Origin of the sequence: uncultured Aggregatibacter sp., from assembly GCF_901873365.1 — a bacterium.
Taxonomy (GTDB): domain Bacteria; phylum Pseudomonadota; class Gammaproteobacteria; order Enterobacterales; family Pasteurellaceae; genus Aggregatibacter.
The window spans coordinates 34,665-51,076 of the sequence record NZ_CABFLM010000049.1 but is presented as its reverse complement, the minus strand read 5'-3'; the positions used below and the strand labels follow the sequence as shown (position 1 = coordinate 51,076).

Below are 16,412 nucleotides of genomic sequence, written 5' to 3'. Positions count from 1 at the left end.
TTTATGCAAACTCCATTTTTTCACATCGAAATTCCAACCCAAGCACAAGATCATAAAATTTTAGCCAATATTCTGCCCGGTGCGGATAGCCTTGCCGTGAGTGAAATTGCGGCGCAATTTAACGGGCTAACCGTCGTGGTGACGAACGACACCCGAAGTGCGGTGCGTTTAGAAAAAGAATTAGCGCAATTGAGCCCGCTTAATGTCACCTTTTTTCCTGATTGGGAAACCTTGCCTTACGACAGTTTTTCGCCGCATCAAGATATTATTTCTGCCCGCTTGAGCGCTTTATTTCATTTACAGCAACGCAAACAAGGCATTTTCATTTTGCCGATTGCCACCTTAATGCAACGTGTTTGCCCGCCGTCTTATTTACAACATCGGGTATTACTGATTAACAAAGGCGACCGTTTTGTTATTGAAACGCTTCGTTTGCAATTGGAAAAATCGGGTTATCGCGCGGTGGAACAAGTGTTGGAACATGGCGAATATGCGGTGCGCGGTGCCTTGTTGGATCTTTTCCCCATGGGAAGTGCGGTGCCTTTTCGCTTAGATTTTTTTGATGATGAAATTGATTCCATTCGCACTTTTGACGTAGATACACAACGCACGTTGCAGGAAATCGATCAAATCAATTTATTACCAGCGCACGAATTTCCAACGGATAATCAAGGCATTGAATTTTTCCGTAGCCAATTCCGCGCGGCGTTTGGTGAAATTCGACGGGATCCGGAACATATTTATCAACAAATCAGCAAAGGCACGTTGGCGGCAGGGATTGAATATTGGCAGCCCTTGTTTTTTGAAGAAATGGCGACTTTATTTGATTATTTCCCGGCGAATACGCTATTTATTACCGGCGAGCAAAATCAAATGCAGGGTGAGCGTTTTTATGCGGATGCGGAACAACGTTTTGAGAGTCGCCGTATCGATCCGATGCGTCCGTTATTGTCACCCGATAAACTTTGGTTGCGCATTGACGAAGTGAATCGTCAGTTAAAAAATTACCCTGCCATTGCGTTAAAAACGGAAAAAGTGCGGTCGTCCGCACGGCAGAAAAATTTGGCTATTACCCCCTTACCGCCAGTGACCATTCAATCGCAACAAAAAGAACCGTTACATCAGTTATGCCAATTTGTTGAGCATTTTAAAGGCAATATTTTATTTATCGTGGAAACGGAAGGACGCCGTGAAACCTTGTTAAGCCTGCTTGCTCCGCTAAAACTGAAACCAAAACAAATCTCTTCTTTGGCGCAAGCGACGGAAGAAAAATTGGCTTTAATGGTGAGCCCGTTGGAGCATGGTTTTATTATTGAGCAGGAGGTGCCGCTTGCCATTATTTGTGAATCGGAATTGCTTGGCGAACGCGTGCAACAACGGCAGCGGGATAAATCCCGCACGGTGAACCCCGATACCTTGATTCGCAACCTTGCCGAATTGCAAATCGGTCAGCCGGTCGTGCATTTGGATCATGGCGTGGGGCGCTACGGCGGTTTAGTGAGTTTAGAAAACGGTGGCATTAAAGCAGAATATTTGTTGCTCAATTATGCCAACGACTCAAAATTGTATGTGCCGGTGGCATCGTTACATTTAATCAGCCGTTATGTGGGCGGTTCCGATGAGACCGCCCCGTTGCACAAGTTAGGCTCTGAAGCCTGGGGCAAAGCGCGCAGTAAAGCGGCGGAGAAAATTCGTGATGTGGCAGCAGAGTTATTGGATGTGTATGCGCAACGTGAAGCGCAAAAAGGCTTTGCGTTCCAATATGATCGTGAGGAATTCCAACAATTCACCGCCACGTTCCCGTTTGAAGAAACCCATGACCAACTTATGGCAATTAATGCCGTGATTTCCGACATGACTCAACCGAAAGCCATGGATCGCCTTGTGTGTGGCGATGTGGGCTTTGGTAAAACGGAAGTGGCCATGCGTGCCGCCTTTTTAGCGGTAATGAACCACAAACAGGTTGCCGTGTTGGTGCCGACCACGTTGTTGGCGCAACAACATTTCGATAATTTCAAAGACCGCTTTGCTAACTTGCCGGTGAACGTGGAAATGTTGTCCCGCTTTAAAACGGCGAAAGAGCAGAAACAGGTGATTCAGGATTTAGCCGACGGCAAAGTGGATATTCTGATTGGCACCCATAAAATCATTCAAGGCGATGTGCAATTCCATGATCTAGGCTTGTTGATTATTGACGAAGAACACCGTTTTGGCGTGCGCCAAAAAGAAAAAATGAAACAGCTGCGCGCGAACATTGATATTCTCACCCTGACGGCAACGCCGATTCCACGTACGCTAAATATGGCGATGAATGGCATTCGCGATCTTTCCATTATTTCTACGCCACCGGCACGCCGTTTAACCATTAAAACGTTTGTGCGTCAAACGGATGAATTGGTGATTCGTGAAGCCATTTTGCGTGAAATTTTGCGTGGCGGGCAGGTGTATTATTTGCATAATGACGTGGCGAGCATTGAAAATACGTCAGAAAAACTGACCGCACTTGTGCCGGAAGCGCGCGTGATTGTGGGACACGGGCAAATGCGCGAACGTGAGTTGGAACGCGTGATGTCGGATTTTTATCATCAACGTTATAACGTGCTGGTGTGTTCTACGATTATTGAAACTGGTATCGATGTGCCGACGGCCAATACCATTATTATCGAGCGTGCCGACAATTTTGGTTTGGCACAGTTGCATCAGTTGCGCGGACGGGTTGGGCGCTCTCACCATCAAGCCTATGCGTATTTGCTCACACCGCCACCGAAACTAATGACGAAGGATGCGCAAAAACGCTTGGAAGCCCTGGAAAGCCTAGACAACCTTGGTGCCGGTTTTATTTTGGCTACTCATGATTTGGAAATTCGCGGTGCAGGGGAATTACTGGGCAACGAGCAAAGCGGACAAATTGAAAGCATCGGTTTTTCGCTTTACATGGAATTGTTGGAGCGTGCGGTGAAAGCCTTAAAAGAAGGGCGCGAGCCGTCCTTGGACGAACTGACGCAACAACAAACTGAGATTGATTTACGGATGCCGTCGCTGTTGCCGGAAGATTATTTGGGCGATGTGAATATGCGTTTGTCTTTCTATAAACGCATTGCCGGCGCGGAAAATACCGAAGCATTGGATGAATTAAAAGTGGAGCTTATCGACCGTTTCGGCACCTTGCCACAAGCCACACGGAATCTGTTACAAATTACCCAATTACGACTGGATTTAAAACCGCTCAATGTCATTCGCTTGGATGCCAATGCGCAAGGCGGATTCATCGAATTTGCGCCGAACGCCGAATTAGACCCGATGATCTTTTTACAGTTAATCCAACGCAATCCAGCGGTTTATCGTTTTGACGGGCCACATAAATTCCGCTTCACCAAAGATTTAACGGACTATAAAGTGCGGTTAGAATTTGTGGAGAATTTGGTTAAGGAAATCGTCACAAGATAAAAAATAAAGTCGCGTCTGCGACTTTATTTTTAGCGTTTCGCTTGTTGTGAATGTCCGTCACCAAGCAAGATGGCGTATTTCGCCGTTGAGGAACCGGCCTCTAATGCGATTTTCAACGCCATAGTTAACGGCACGGAAAGCAACATCCCTACGGTGCCTAATAACCAACCCCAAAATAGTAAAGATAAAAACACCACCAAAGTGGAAAGCCCCAGTTTTTTCCCCATTAAACGCGGCTCCAACACACTGCCGATAACGACGTTGATGATGACAATTGCGACCAATACGCCCAAGCCGATAATGAACCCATTTAACAGCAAAGCTTGTACAATGATCGGGATTGCCGCGATGATAGAACCGATATTGGGAATGTAGTTGAGCAGAAAACTGAGCGTTGCCCATAAGATCGCATACTGCACGCCGGCGACTTCTAATAATGCCCAAACACAAATGGCGGTCAGCACGCTCATCATGGTTTTGACGGCGAGATAGCTCATGATGCCGTTTAAAATGCGATCTAAATAATGCTCTTGCTGCCCGATATCATTCGGATTATCGCTAAATGCGATGGCAAATTTATGCTTCGCCTGAGGCGCTTCCAACAGCATGAAAATCACTACAAGCAATAAGACAAAAATATTGGTCACGACACCGGAAAAGCTTAAAAAGACACGTTGGACAAATTTCATGATGGCACTCGGATCGAAATTCTCCATAATGCTATTTTCCGAAATATCTAACGGGATTTTCCATTTTTGTGCGAGTGTTAATACATCATTGACGCGCTCTGCCAACAACTGCCGATATTGTGGAATAGATTGGCTAAATTCTTGGATCGTGCTGTTAATCAGACCGAACAGGAAGAAAAAGATCACGAAAATCAACAATAATAAGGTGGTAATCGCCAGCCAATAAGGCACTTTCCTTTTGGTCAAAAATGCTAGCAAAGGCGAGCAGATAATCGCAATAAACAATGCCAATAAAAACGGCACCACAATTTCTGAAGCCGCTTTAATGCCGGCCAAAACAATGACTATTGAAGCGCAGGCAACCAGCGCTTTAACAAGAGAAGAATGCTGCGCCATGTTTAAATAGCATCCTCATTTTCTTCGCCTGTACGAATGCGGACAACCCGCTCGACTTCATAAACAAAGATTTTGCCGTCGCCGATTTTGCCTGTTTGTGCCGTCTCTATAATGGCATCTAAACAAGGCTCCAATAGGTCATCGGGCACCACAATTTCCATTTTGACTTTCGGCAGGAAATCCACCATGTATTCTGCGCCACGATAAAGTTCCGTATGTCCTTTCTGACGGCCAAAACCACGCACCTCTGTCACAGTCATTCCGGTAATGCCAAGATCGGACAAGGCTTCTCGCACGTCATCTAATTTAAAGGGCTTAATAATCGCTTCAATTTTTTTCATTCTTTTTCCTTAGTTTTCTCTTTCAGTATTGAAACAGGCTTTGGCTTCTGCCATTAATTTTTCAATATCGGCAATTTCTTTCGGTGCTGCGGACGTCAGATTTTTGTTGCCGTAATCGGTAATCAACAAATTGTCTTCAATCCGAATGCCAATGCCTTTGTATTGTTCCGGAATATCGGCGTCTTTAGATAAATACAATCCCGGTTCTACGGTGAGTACCATGCCGGGCTCCAAAGTGCGGTCGCGATTTTCACCATATTCGCCTACGTCATGCACATCCAAACCGAGCCAATGCCCTAACCCGTGCATATAAAATTCACGATAGGCTTTTTGTTCGATTAATTCATCTACGTCGCCTTTCAGAATACCTAAACGCACTAAACCTTCGGTTTTAATACGAATGACTTCTTCGTTTGCTTTCGCAATGGAGCCGCCCGGTACCAGCAATTCAATGGCGCGTTTTTGCGCTTGTAGCACAATTCCATAGATCGCTTTTTGCGCTTCAGTAAATTGACCATTCACTGGAAATGTGCGGGTAATATCCCCTGCATACATGGCAAATTCACAGCCCGCATCAATCAGCACCAAATCGCCATCACGCAAAGGCATATCATTTTCCGAATAATGCAAAATGCAGGCATTTTCACCACCGGCAATAATGCTGTTATAGGAAGGATAACGCGCACCAAAGCGATTAAATTCATGCAAAATATCGCTTTCCACTTCATATTCTAAACGGTTCGGGCGGGTTTGTTGCATGGCTTTAATGTGTCCAAGCGCACTGATTTGCCCCGCTTGTTGCATGAGCGCAATTTCATTTTCCGATTTGAACAGGCGCATCTCACCGAGCATCGGCTTCCAATTAAAAACACTCAAAAATTCCACCGCACTTTGTTCCAGCAAGGCATCGCCCCAAGGCTGTTGCTTCGGTGCATAATAAAGTGCGGTCTGTTTTTGCACTAAATTTTTAAATTGCGGCACAAACTCGTCGATGGCATAAGCGGTATCCACCAACAAGGTTGGCGGTGCATTGTCCACGCCAAGACGGCGTCCGTTCCAAATTTCCAGTAATTTATCGGACGGGCGTACAAAAATGATCGCCTGCTGTTCACCTTGTTGTTTACGCAATAACAATGCCGAATTCGGCTCATTAAAACCGGTTAAATACCAGAAATAGCTGTCCTGACGGAAAGGATAATCACAGCCGTCATTGCGACGACGTTCAATGTCGGAAAATACCAAAAACAGGGAATCGTCCTGCATTTGTTCAAAAACCTTAGCGCGGCGTTGGGCAAATTCTTCCATCGGTAACGCTGCCATATATGCGAGATCCATCATTTATCCTTAGTGTAACGTTGGCTGTTTGTCTTCTTGTTTGGTGAAATGGGTAAAAAACAAGGTGGCGATGGTGCGCACATATTCCACGATCTCTTCCACCGCTTGCGCCAGTTCCTCGGGATCATCGTCTTCTTCGTAACCTAACTGGCAAATATCGTGTAAATCGTCCAACGCTTCGCCAATGTCGCCTTTTTCTTTATCCAAATGCGGTTGAGCCAAACCTAAACCGAGCAAAAAGTGGTTCGACCATTCTGCCAAACCGTCGGCATATTCAAAAATATTTTCCGTATCGGGCAAACAAAGCGCAAAGTCAAAGGCTTCATTATCGGCTAATTGGTGGCGAATTTGTTGATAAATGTCGGTAAGTTGCGTTAAAAGTGCGGTAGGGTAGGCGTGATTATCATTGGTAAATTGATAAAGTAATGGCTGCCAACTTTGATCTTGAATCCCTCCGCAAATTAAGCCGCTTAAAAAACCGTGTAATTCAGCAGCAGAAAGGGGAATAGAGGCGTATTGAAGTTGTTGATTTAGGTGTTGATAAGAAATTGTGGTCATTGAAATTATCCTTGTTGAAATTGCGCTTAGTCTATCATTCTTCACCTTAGGTAACCAGTTTAGAAATTGGCAAGTTTTTTCGCCTGTGGCATAATGCGCACAGTTTTCATTAGCGAATTTGGGGCAAAAAATGTCATCTAAAAGTATTGAATTATCCGTATTGGGGCAGCTGTTACGCTTAAATTGTCCGGAAGAACAACATGACGCATTGCGCCATGCCGCCCGTGAATTAGATCAACGCGTATCAGAAATGAAAGAACGCACCGGCATTTTGCAAGTGGAAAAAGTCCTTTCCATCGTTGCATTAAATTTAAGTTTCGAGCTGATGCAAGAGCAGCAGAAAACCCACTTAATTGAAGATGTCTTGAAAAATAAAATCTTACGACCGCTCGATCATTCACTGGATAATCTTTCTACGCAAAAATTCAATATGAACTAATTTTTTGTCTTGGTCACAATGTAAAATAGTGTAAGGATATGAATTATTGCTAGTCATAAAATGCAATTTCGAGTAGTATTACATCAAAGAATTTCCTGAGGTGTTCGCCAGTGGGTTATGTCCCTGAGCCGATACTTTTAATCTTATGAATTGGTTTCCTGTCATTGGTGTGCAGGCTTAGCTTGACTAAGAAGCCTAAAAATGATTTCAACTAATTCCCTTGAACCGTAGGGTTCAAGGACTGATCACCTACAACGGCACCTCGGGTTCCTTTCTGATACGACATTTATGCAAACACGCCTTTCAACCATTCAGCAACAACATCAACAATTTCGTCAGCAACTACGCCAACATATTCGAAAAGCGCGTCGGAATTTGACCGCACTTCAGCAACAACAAGCCGCTCAACGTATTACTCAACAAGCGCTTTCGTTCATTGAACAACAGCAAGCACAGCACATTGCCTTATATCTTGCCGTAGATGGCGAAATTGCGACACAACCGCTTATTGAACAGTTATGGCAACAGGACAAAAACGTGTATTTGCCCGTGCTCCATCCCTTTTGTCAAGGACATTTACTCTTTTTGCGTTATTTGCCTGACACGCCTATGAAAGCCAATAAATTTGGGATTTTTGAACCGCACTTAAACGTACAAAATGTGATTCCGCTTGAGCAGTTAGACGTGATTTTTACGCCGTTAGTCGCGTTTGATAAGCAGGGCAATCGCCTTGGCATGGGCGGGGGATTTTACGATCGCACGTTGCAACATTGGCAACAGAAACATTTCATTCCGATTGGTTTAGCGCACCAATGTCAGCAAGTGGATACCTTGCCCGTTGAAAGCTGGGATATGCCGTTGGAACGAATCTTTGTGGGATAAAAAAACCTCCGATAACTCGGAGGTTTTTTGTTTATTTTTGAGGTGCTTTCAATTCCGGTGCTTTTGGCTTTTCCGGTTCAGCAAATTTCTTACCTTCATTCGCCGCAATGATTTTTGCCGTTTGATCCGCTAATTGTTTTAAATTCATTCTTTCATAAGATTCTTTCATTAATGGCAGCGCCTCTAACGTGGCTTGAGTGTCCGGATACAACTTCAACATAGACACGACACGGTTAGCCGTTGCTACATAGGCATCGCGTTTAAAATAAAATTTCGCGATCGCTAACTCATGACGTGCAAGGCTCGCTTTAATATACGCCATACGCGCTAAGGCATCCGGTGCATAAGGGCTATTCGGGAAATGTTGCACCAAATTTTGGAAGTTAGAAAACGCCGTTTTAATCGAGGTATTCTCACGTGTTGCGCGATCGACGCCGAAGAAATCTTGGAAGAAGTTATCCCCCAAAGCGGAATTGGCTAACCCTGCCATATATAAGGCGTAATCTAAATGATCGCTATGCGGAAAACGTTGAATAAAGCGATCAACAGTGACTAACATTTCGGTGTAATCCTGTGATTTATAGTAGGCATAAATCAAATTCAGTTGCACCTGTTCACTATATGAACTGCCCGGAAAACGATTATCCACCGCCGTTAAATAACGGATTGCCTGACTATAATCCCCTTTTTGCAAATAGGTTTGACCGGTACTGTATAATTCTTGCTCCGGTGCTTGCTCGACATCTTGCTTAGAACCGGAACACGCCGTAACCGCCAATGCAACAAAAGCCAAAAGTGCAAGGGATTTAAGTTTACGCATTAAATAGAATCCTTATTTTTACGAAAAATGAGAAATGAGTTACAATTGCCCGATATTGTATAGAACATTGCTAAATAAGCAAACTTGATTAACGGATTTTTTATTTATGGCACAAATTACTCTCTCGGCAACCGTGCAACCGCAACAAATGGGACAGCGCTTAGACCAAACCCTGGCGGAATTGTTCCCCGACTATTCCCGCTCCCGTTTAAAAACATGGATTGAGGAGGATTTGGTGTTGGTCAATGGCGCTGTGCAAAATGTACCGCGCACCAAGGTTTACGGTGATGAACAGATTGAGATTACCGTAGAAATTGAAGATGAAACCCGTTTCGAGCCGGAAAACATTCCGTTAAATATCGTTTATGAAGACGAGGACATTCTCGTTATCAACAAACCCAAAGATCTTGTCGTTCACCCCGGTGCAGGCAATCCTAAAGGCACTGTTCTCAATGCGCTACTTTACCATTACCCACAAATTGCCGAAGTGCCGCGTGCGGGCATTGTACATCGTTTAGATAAAGACACCACGGGCTTGATGGTCGTCGCCAAAACCATTCCCGCGCAAACCCAGTTGGTGCGTGATTTGCAAAAACGCAAAATCACCCGCGAATATGAAGCCGTTGCCTGCGGCATCATGACCAAAGGCGGTACCGTGGATGAGCCCATGGCGCGCCACCCAACCAAACGTACTCATATGGCAGTGCATCCGATGGGCAAACCTGCCGTTACCCACTATCGCATAATGGAACGTTTCCGCGATTATACCCGCCTACGTTTGCGTTTAGAAACCGGCAGAACCCACCAAATCCGTGTGCACATGGCACATATCGCCCATCCATTATTAGGCGATCAAACCTATGGTGGTCGTCCGCGTCCTCCAAAAAATGCCAGCGAAGAATTGATGGAAGTATTGCGCAATTTTAAGCGTCAGGCATTACATGCGGTGATGTTACGTTTACAACACCCGATTAGCGGCGAAATGATGGAATGGTACGCTCCCTTGCCGGACGATTTTGTGGAATTAGTGACCGCTTTAAAAGCGGATTATGTTCTCCACAAAGACGAATTGGATTATTAATATGCAAGCCATTAAACCGAACTGGAACGCCCCGCAAAACGTGAAGGCATTCACTACGCTTCGCTATGGCGGTGTGAGCCTTGCGCCTTATGACAGTTTTAATTTGGGTAACCATGTAGGCGACGATAAAAACGCCGTGAAAATCAACCGCACTTTATTGGTAGAAAAATGCCATTTGCCACAAATGCCGTTGTTCTTAAACCAAACTCATAGCACGCGCGTATTAACCCTGCCTTATGACGGGGAAGATTTCAATGCCGATGCGGTTTATACCAGCCAACCGAATCAAGTGTGTTTAGTGATGACTGCCGATTGTTTGCCCGTGTTATTTACCAATAAACAGGGCACAGAAGTGGCAGCTGCCCATGCCGGTTGGCGCGGATTATGCGATGGTGTATTAGAACAAACTGTCGCCAAATTTCACTGTCCACATGAAGACATTTTAGCATGGTTTGGACCGGCTATTGGCCCAACGGCTTTCCAAGTGGGTCAAGAGGTTATCGATCAATTTGTTGCCCAAGATCCCCAAGCCATATCCGCCTTTATCGCAGATCCAAAAGCGAAAGACAAATTCCTCGGCAACCTTTACCAAATCGCTACGCAACGTCTCAACGCTCTCGGTATTACCCAAATCAGCGGTGGCGAATACTGCACTTATCTTGAAGCAGACAAATTCTTTTCTTATCGCCGAGAGAATGTCACAGGAAGAATGGCATCGGTAGTATGGATTAACGGATAATTTGATTTCTCATCCGGTGTCATGAAAAAATGCGGTTAAAAAATAACCGCACTTTTTTATTGCATTTTTATCGTTGATTACATTCCAATCACCACGCAGCTAATCACGCTTTGTGCTTTTTCCTGCATTTTTACGGCAGCATTTCGATCGCCGGCAGGGCCGACAACAACACGATTCCAATCCGCACTTTCATTCACTCTGGCATTTAATCCGAGTGCGTTTAATTTAACCTGTAATGCATCAGCCTGCGCTTTATTTTTAAATGCGCCACATTGTAACCCGTAGCGGCGCTCACCCGTGCTGGCTGTTTGTGGTGATGCCGGTTTTGCCGTTTGTTGTTGTGGCTGAGGTTGTGACGGCGATTGCGGTTGTGGCACCGGCTCAGTTTTTTTCGGTGGCTCGGTTTTCACGACTGGTTCCGCTTTTTTCTCTTCTTTTGGCGGCGTTACTTTTTTCGCCTCTTTCGCTTCTACCACTTGCGGTTTGGCTTGCGGTTGCACTGGGGGTTGTGTCGTTTGTGCCGGGGCTTGAACCGGTGCTTGCGCCGTTTGTGGTGCAGTTGTGGCTTGAGCCTCAGCTGCTTTGCTGCGCGCCAGTTCCGCTTGTTTTTGTTCTTCTTCCATCGCTGCTAAAATCTTACGTTGTTCTTCCGTTAAACGCATATTTTTATCCAACGATTTCGGATTATTATCAATTGGCACAGTGCGGGTTTCTAGTGCTTGAATATAGCTCCACACTTCTTCCGGACGATTCGGCAAGACACTTTTCGGTTGTGTTTTTTCCACTGTAGTGGCAGACTCTGCCACAGGCTCCGGCGCTTTTTCTTTTAATAAATAAAGCCCAAGTCCAAAAGCAACGACCACCATGGCGGCAATCATTAATAGCAAGGATTTGTTATTTTTATTTTGTTTCTTCTTTTTCTTCATGCTGCTGCGCGCAGCGTAATCACGTTGAGCCACAATAAAACCTGTTCAATTTAAAAAGATAATCATTAAAGGGATGAAATAAAAATTCGCGTAATTCTACTGAAAAATTGCCTTATTGACTACCACAAAGCCGAAACTAGCTTAAATCCAATGGATCCACATCTAAAATCCACCGCACTTTTGTTGCTTGATCGGCTTGATCTCGTTCAAACGCCGTCAAGACCTGATGCAAGGTGGCGCGAGAAGGATTTTGCAACAATAACTGCCAACGATATTGCCCCGCTTTTTTGCTGAATGGCGCCGACATCGGCCCGAGGATTTGTAATTCCGGTGCAATATCTCGTTTCACCTGCTGTAAATATGCCGCAAACTGCGCCAATAAATGCTCTGCGTCTTCACTATGGCGGCTTTGCGCTTTGAACAACGCTTGTGAACTAAAAGGCGGCAATCCCATGGCTTTACGCAAGGCGAGAGCATTGTGGGCAAATTGGTTGTAGCCTTGTTGCAACAGGCTTTGTAACAAAGGATGTTCCGGATAATGGGTTTGTAAAAGCACTTCGCCTTGTTGCGCACCACGCCCAGCACGGCCTGCCACCTGCATATAAAGTTGAGCCAACCGTTCTTCTGCACGGAAATCTAATGAAAATAATGCACTATCCACATTGACTAACGCGACTAAGGTGACATTCGGGAAATGATGTCCTTTTGCCAACATTTGGGTGCCGATAAGAATTTGGCTTTTGCCCTGTTGAATATCCGCTAAATAACCTTCCAATTTGCCTTTGCGCGCCGTCGTGTCACGGTCAATTCGAGCAATGCCGTAATTGGGAAAAATGGCTTTTAAGGTATCTTCTAGCTGTTCTGTACCTAAGCCCGTGGTGATTAATTGGGTTGAACCACAATTTCCGCATTGGCGCGGAATCGGTTTTTGTGCACTGCAATGATGACAACGCAATACATTATGTTGTTGATGATAGGTATAAGGTTTATCGCAATGGCGACATTCCGCTATCCAGCCGCATTCATGGCACAACAACACCGGCGCAAAACCGCGTCGATTCAAAAACAGCAACACTTGATTGCCTTTTTCTAAATGCGCCTGCATGCGTTTTATCAGGATTTCCGATAAACCATTGCGCATTGACTGATGTTTTAAATCAATGACGTGTTGTTGAAGTGCGGTGGACTGATTGGCTTTTTCTGATAGACATAAACGCTGATATTTCCCCTGCTGCACATTATTCAAACTTTCCAAACAAGGGGTTGCCGACCCCATTAAAACGGGAATATTCAGTTGTTTTGCATACACCACCGCCAAATCCCGAGCATGATAACGCCAACCGTCTTGCTGCTTAAAAGAAGCGTCATGCTCTTCATCGATAATAATTGTGCCTAAATCGGCAAATTGCGTAAACAACGCCGATCGCGTGCCAATAATGACCGCACTTTGTCCGCTACGCGCACGTTGCCATACCTGCAAGCGTTGCGTATCATTTAAATTGGAATGCAACACATCAATCACCACGTTAAAACGGGCTTGGAAACGACTTACCGTTTGTGGCGTTAGCCCAATTTCCGGCACCAAGACCAACACTTGTTTACCTTGATTTAAAATCTCTTCAATAAATTGCAGATAAATTTCCGTTTTGCCGGAACCTGTCACGCCGTCCAACAACCACGCGACAAACCCTTGGGTAAATTTCAATTGGCTGAATACCAACGCTTGTTGTTTATTAAGCGTTAATCGATCGGCCTTATTCACAATTGGTTCACCGGCTAATTGTTGTTGCCAGGTTTGAATTGCCGGATCTTGAGCGATTTCGGTAATGTATTCTTTGGCTTTCAACGCCGACCAAATACCACTGCCAAAGGGATTGTTGCCTTTTTCCATCCCCTCCTTTGCCGCCTGCAATGCTTCAAGCTGTTTTTTCGAGCGTTTTAGCAAACCTTGCGCCAATGCTTGCTCGCCAAGTGCGGTCGGTGTCCAAAAAACTTTTTGTTTTTCCACCGCACTTTCCCCTTGGCGCAGCTTCACCGGCAAGGCTTGCGATAACACTTCGCCCAACGGGGCGTGATAATAATTTGCCGCCCAATTTAAGAACTGCCAACTTTTCGGAGAAAACAGTGAAGTATCATCCAGACAGGCTAGCACAGGTTTCAACTGTTCTTCAGGCACGTCCGTCTGTTCCACCACGTCAACGACAACGCCAACCCGTTTCTGCGCCCCAAAGGGCACAAGCACCCGCGCCCCAACGACAACCTTCATTGACGCAGGGAGGATATAGTCAAAATAGCGATGTAGCGGCACCGGAAGTGCGATTCGGGCAAATGGCATGAATGGAAATTCAGTGAAATAAAATGGGCTCGGAATATAGCATTTTGGGGGATTGTTGTCTATTTAGGGGCGGATGGGTTGAATGTTATTTTCTTTTTCTGTAAAATTCGCAACCTTACACACAAGCGTGCCATTTTAAATGGCGTAATATCAATCTCATGCGGTGTCAGGGATTGCTTCTGCGATTGGCTTGATAGCGGCATGGCTTCAACTTTGAGGTTTTCTATGAAACAAGGTATTCATCCTGAATATAAAGAAGTTACGGCAACCTGTTCTTGCGGTAATGTGATCAAAACTCGTTCTACTTTAGGCAAAGACATCAACCTTGATGTGTGCGGTAAATGCCACCCATTCTACACAGGTAAACAACGTGTTGTTGATACTGGCGGTCGTGTTGAACGCTTTAACAGCCGTTTCAAAATCCCAAGTTCAAAATAATCTCATTTTGCAAGCCCTGCCTATGGTAGGGCTTTTTTACAGGTAATCGTTAATTTTCAATTACTTTTCAAACATCGTTAATGGCATTTAACGTTTGATATTTTAGGTAGTTACACCATGTCCTATCTTCTTTTAGCCTTGTTTTTTTTGGCTGCCGTTATTTTCATTTTTAATTCTCACTATCGCTGGACGTATTTTTTTGCTATTGCGTTATTTCTCTTTTTTTTCGGGGGAATGACCTTCTTTTCCGGACAGTGGCAAAGAGGTTTGAATTTTGCGTCGATATTGTTTGTTGTTTTGATGTTATTTCATCGTTTAAAAATTCATTATTACAAACAGCCTTTATTGATTTCAGATTTTTTACTGGTCGCCGATTGGCGTAATTGGGAAACGCTCTTGCATTATAAAGGCGCGATTTTGGCGATTTTCGGTTTGATCGGTTTGTTGATTTATGCCATTTTCGGTTGGGCGGATGCAGATATATTGCCGGTGTATTGGCGGATTTGTGCAGGGTTAGTCAGTGTCGCTGCTTTGGGGTTGATGTGGCATTATTCTCACCATCCTCAAGCGGTGAAAGTTTGGCTGGACTCTTTACCGGATGATGGCAGAGATGTGTTTTTAAATTTGCCGATGTCTTGTCGGGGTGTCTTTTTTAGTGTGCCGAATTTTTCCGGTGACGGTCAACAATTTCATGAAAAAATGACCGCACTTTTCACTAATAAAGCGCATTTTCAAGGAGAAACAAAGCCGGATATCGTGGTGTGTTTGCAAGAGTCCACGCTGAATCCGCACCAATTTGATTTTGATCAGCAGACGATTCCACCGCTTTCTATGTTTGAAAAACAAGAAGAGACCGTTTTTATGAGCCCGTTGCGTGTGCATACCTTAGGTGGGGCGACGTGGAAATCGGAGTTTGCTTTCTTGGCCGGGGTGCCATCCACAGATTTTGGCGCATTGGCAAACGGCGTGTTCTATTCCGTTGTTCCGCATTTAACCTGCGGGTTGGTGAAAAATTTGCGTGAGCAAGGCTATTTTTGTGTTGCCTTATCGCCTTTCACGAAAGGGAATTACAATGCCAAATCCGCCTATGATCATTTCGGTTTTGATTTAATGTTACAGCCGCAGGATTTAGGCTATCCTGCGCCGTTGGGCAAAAATCTGTGGCATATTGGCAGCGATGAGATGTTGAAGTATGCCGAGATGATTTTGCAAAAACAACATCCGTTATTACAGCATGTTCAACAACCGATGTTTGTTTATGTATTAACCATGAAGGAACACGGGCCGTATCATACGGATACGCCGAATCGTTTTAATTTGGTTAAAGACGGCTTGAGTCAGAAAACGATTGCTTGTTTGAATGATTATACGCAGCGTATTGTGGCGCTAAATCAAGCGACAGAAGCCTTTCACCACTCTTTAAAACAACGCAATACGCCTTATGTGTTCGCGTATTTTGGGGATCACCAAGTGGCGTTTGATAATTGTTTACCACCGAAGTTGGGACAATATGCGAATCCGGATTATGTGACGCAAGTGGTGGTTCGAAGTAATATGCCGTCAAGTTTTACGCAACACCAAACGTTTTTGGATTTGGCTTTTGTTGGCGGATTATTGCTTGAGATTGCCGGATTGCCGGTTGAAGATGACTTTATGCGCGCGAATATTGCCATGCGGATCTTGAGCGAAGGAAAATTAGAAGATGCGGAAGATCAAAGTCTGGTGAATGATTATCGTCATTATTTATATCAACATCTGAAAATTGCCAGATAAAAAGTGGAAAGTTAAAAAAACTGTACCTTCGTAGCGTGCAACTTGTTGCACGAATGATTAACCTTGATGCGTAATTCATGATTTCGTGCGTAGCGTGCATCTTGATGCACGAATGATTAACCTTGATGCGTAATTCATGATTTCGTACGTAGCGTGCAACTTGTTGCACGAATGATTAACTTTGATGTGTAATTCACAATTTCGTGCGTAGCG

General features: G+C 44.7%; 14 protein-coding genes and 1 other RNA gene. 8 read left to right on the top strand and 7 right to left on the bottom strand.

Features of this window, described 5'->3' with window-relative positions:
• Window positions 1-3: 3 nt before the first annotated feature.
• Entirely contained in the window at window positions 4-3,447 is a 3,444-nt protein-coding gene (mfd, locus tag QZ106_RS02945; RefSeq protein ID WP_295974023.1) for a transcription-repair coupling factor, read from the top strand.
• Between the two features lie 29 nt (window positions 3,448-3,476).
• Here mfd and QZ106_RS02940 read toward each other — a convergent pair whose 3' ends face one another.
• The 4 genes from QZ106_RS02940 to QZ106_RS02925 are packed head-to-tail and all read right to left on the bottom strand — an operon-like array spanning window position 3,477 to window position 6,766.
• A complete protein-coding gene (locus QZ106_RS02940) occupies window positions 3,477-4,532 on the bottom strand; it encodes an AI-2E family transporter (RefSeq protein WP_295974021.1) in 1,056 nt (351 codons plus the stop codon).
• Between the two features lie 2 nt (window positions 4,533-4,534).
• Window positions 4,535-4,873, bottom strand: a complete 339-nt coding sequence (glnB, locus tag QZ106_RS02935) for a nitrogen regulatory protein P-II (RefSeq protein WP_021616566.1) — start codon at window positions 4,871-4,873, stop codon at window positions 4,535-4,537.
• A 9-nt stretch (window positions 4,874-4,882) separates the two neighbouring features.
• Entirely contained in the window at window positions 4,883-6,208 is a 1,326-nt protein-coding gene (pepP, locus tag QZ106_RS02930; RefSeq protein ID WP_295974019.1) for a Xaa-Pro aminopeptidase, read from the bottom strand.
• 9 nt (window positions 6,209-6,217) lie between these two features.
• On the bottom strand, window positions 6,218-6,766 hold the full coding sequence (locus tag QZ106_RS02925) for a YecA family protein (protein ID WP_295974017.1): 549 nt from the start codon (window positions 6,764-6,766) through the stop codon (window positions 6,218-6,220).
• 130 nt (window positions 6,767-6,896) lie between these two features.
• Here QZ106_RS02925 and QZ106_RS02920 point away from each other — a divergent pair, with 130 nt between their 5' ends.
• From QZ106_RS02920 to QZ106_RS02910, 3 genes are all read left to right on the top strand, one after another.
• Window positions 6,897-7,205, top strand: coding sequence for a cell division protein ZapA (locus QZ106_RS02920; RefSeq protein ID WP_021616569.1), 309 nt, complete (start codon window positions 6,897-6,899; stop codon window positions 7,203-7,205).
• 89 nt (window positions 7,206-7,294) lie between these two features.
• Window positions 7,295-7,478: non-coding RNA, 6S RNA (gene ssrS / locus QZ106_RS02915), on the top strand.
• A 15-nt stretch (window positions 7,479-7,493) separates the two neighbouring features.
• A complete protein-coding gene (locus QZ106_RS02910; RefSeq protein ID WP_295974012.1) occupies window positions 7,494-8,087 on the top strand; it encodes a 5-formyltetrahydrofolate cyclo-ligase in 594 nt (197 codons plus the stop codon).
• Between the two features lie 31 nt (window positions 8,088-8,118).
• On the opposite strand, the gene QZ106_RS02905 is transcribed toward QZ106_RS02910, so the two are convergent.
• Window positions 8,119-8,907, bottom strand: coding sequence for an outer membrane protein assembly factor BamD (locus tag QZ106_RS02905; protein ID WP_295974010.1), 789 nt, complete (start codon window positions 8,905-8,907; stop codon window positions 8,119-8,121).
• 106 nt (window positions 8,908-9,013) lie between these two features.
• Between QZ106_RS02905 and rluD the strand changes: the two genes are divergently transcribed.
• Entirely contained in the window at window positions 9,014-9,988 is a 975-nt protein-coding gene (gene rluD, locus QZ106_RS02900; RefSeq protein ID WP_295974007.1) for a 23S rRNA pseudouridine(1911/1915/1917) synthase RluD, read from the top strand.
• A 1-nt stretch (window position 9,989) separates the two neighbouring features.
• On the top strand, window positions 9,990-10,727 hold the full coding sequence (gene pgeF, locus QZ106_RS02895) for a peptidoglycan editing factor PgeF (protein WP_295974005.1): 738 nt from the start codon (window positions 9,990-9,992) through the stop codon (window positions 10,725-10,727).
• A gap of 77 nt (window positions 10,728-10,804) precedes the next feature.
• Here the strand turns inward: pgeF and ftsN are convergent, their stop codons facing one another.
• Together ftsN and priA are read right to left on the bottom strand one after the other, a co-directional pair.
• Window positions 10,805-11,686 carry a cell division protein FtsN gene (gene ftsN / locus QZ106_RS02890; RefSeq protein ID WP_295974001.1) on the bottom strand — a complete coding sequence of 294 codons (882 nt, stop codon included), beginning with the start codon at window positions 11,684-11,686 and terminating at the stop codon, window positions 10,805-10,807.
• Window positions 11,687-11,789: 103 nt separating this feature from the next.
• Window positions 11,790-13,988 carry a primosomal protein N' gene (priA, locus tag QZ106_RS02885; protein WP_295973999.1) on the bottom strand — a complete coding sequence of 733 codons (2,199 nt, stop codon included), beginning with the start codon at window positions 13,986-13,988 and terminating at the stop codon, window positions 11,790-11,792.
• Between the two features lie 225 nt (window positions 13,989-14,213).
• Here priA and rpmE point away from each other — a divergent pair, with 225 nt between their 5' ends.
• A complete protein-coding gene (rpmE, locus tag QZ106_RS02880; protein ID WP_021616576.1) occupies window positions 14,214-14,426 on the top strand; it encodes a 50S ribosomal protein L31 in 213 nt (70 codons plus the stop codon).
• Between the two features lie 117 nt (window positions 14,427-14,543).
• Window positions 14,544-16,199: a sulfatase-like hydrolase/transferase gene (locus QZ106_RS02875; protein ID WP_295973995.1), complete on the top strand. Its 1,656-nt coding sequence runs from the start codon at window positions 14,544-14,546 to the stop codon at window positions 16,197-16,199.
• The last annotated feature ends 213 nt before the right edge of the window (window positions 16,200-16,412 follow it).

Bases quoted from the DNA above. Each gene is read 5' to 3' on its own strand.
- QZ106_RS02905 (WP_295974010.1), bottom strand. From the start codon at position 8,907: ATGCGTAAACTTAAATCCCTTGCACTTTTGGCTTTTGTTGCATTGGCG.
- priA (WP_295973999.1), bottom strand. From the start codon at position 13,988: ATGCCATTTGCCCGAATCGCACTTCCGGTGCCGCTACATCGCTATTTT.
- QZ106_RS02940 (WP_295974021.1), bottom strand. From the start codon at position 4,532: ATGGCGCAGCATTCTTCTCTTGTTAAAGCGCTGGTTGCCTGCGCTTCA.
- QZ106_RS02910 (WP_295974012.1), top strand. From the start codon at position 7,494: ATGCAAACACGCCTTTCAACCATTCAGCAACAACATCAACAATTTCGT.
- QZ106_RS02925 (WP_295974017.1), bottom strand. From the start codon at position 6,766: ATGACCACAATTTCTTATCAACACCTAAATCAACAACTTCAATACGCC.
- mfd (WP_295974023.1), top strand. From the start codon at position 4: ATGCAAACTCCATTTTTTCACATCGAAATTCCAACCCAAGCACAAGAT.
- rpmE (WP_021616576.1), top strand. From the start codon at position 14,214: ATGAAACAAGGTATTCATCCTGAATATAAAGAAGTTACGGCAACCTGT.
- QZ106_RS02920 (WP_021616569.1), top strand. From the start codon at position 6,897: ATGTCATCTAAAAGTATTGAATTATCCGTATTGGGGCAGCTGTTACGC.
- QZ106_RS02875 (WP_295973995.1), top strand. From the start codon at position 14,544: ATGTCCTATCTTCTTTTAGCCTTGTTTTTTTTGGCTGCCGTTATTTTC.
- glnB (WP_021616566.1), bottom strand. From the start codon at position 4,873: ATGAAAAAAATTGAAGCGATTATTAAGCCCTTTAAATTAGATGACGTG.
- pgeF (WP_295974005.1), top strand. From the start codon at position 9,990: ATGCAAGCCATTAAACCGAACTGGAACGCCCCGCAAAACGTGAAGGCA.
- pepP (WP_295974019.1), bottom strand. From the start codon at position 6,208: ATGGATCTCGCATATATGGCAGCGTTACCGATGGAAGAATTTGCCCAA.
- rluD (WP_295974007.1), top strand. From the start codon at position 9,014: ATGGCACAAATTACTCTCTCGGCAACCGTGCAACCGCAACAAATGGGA.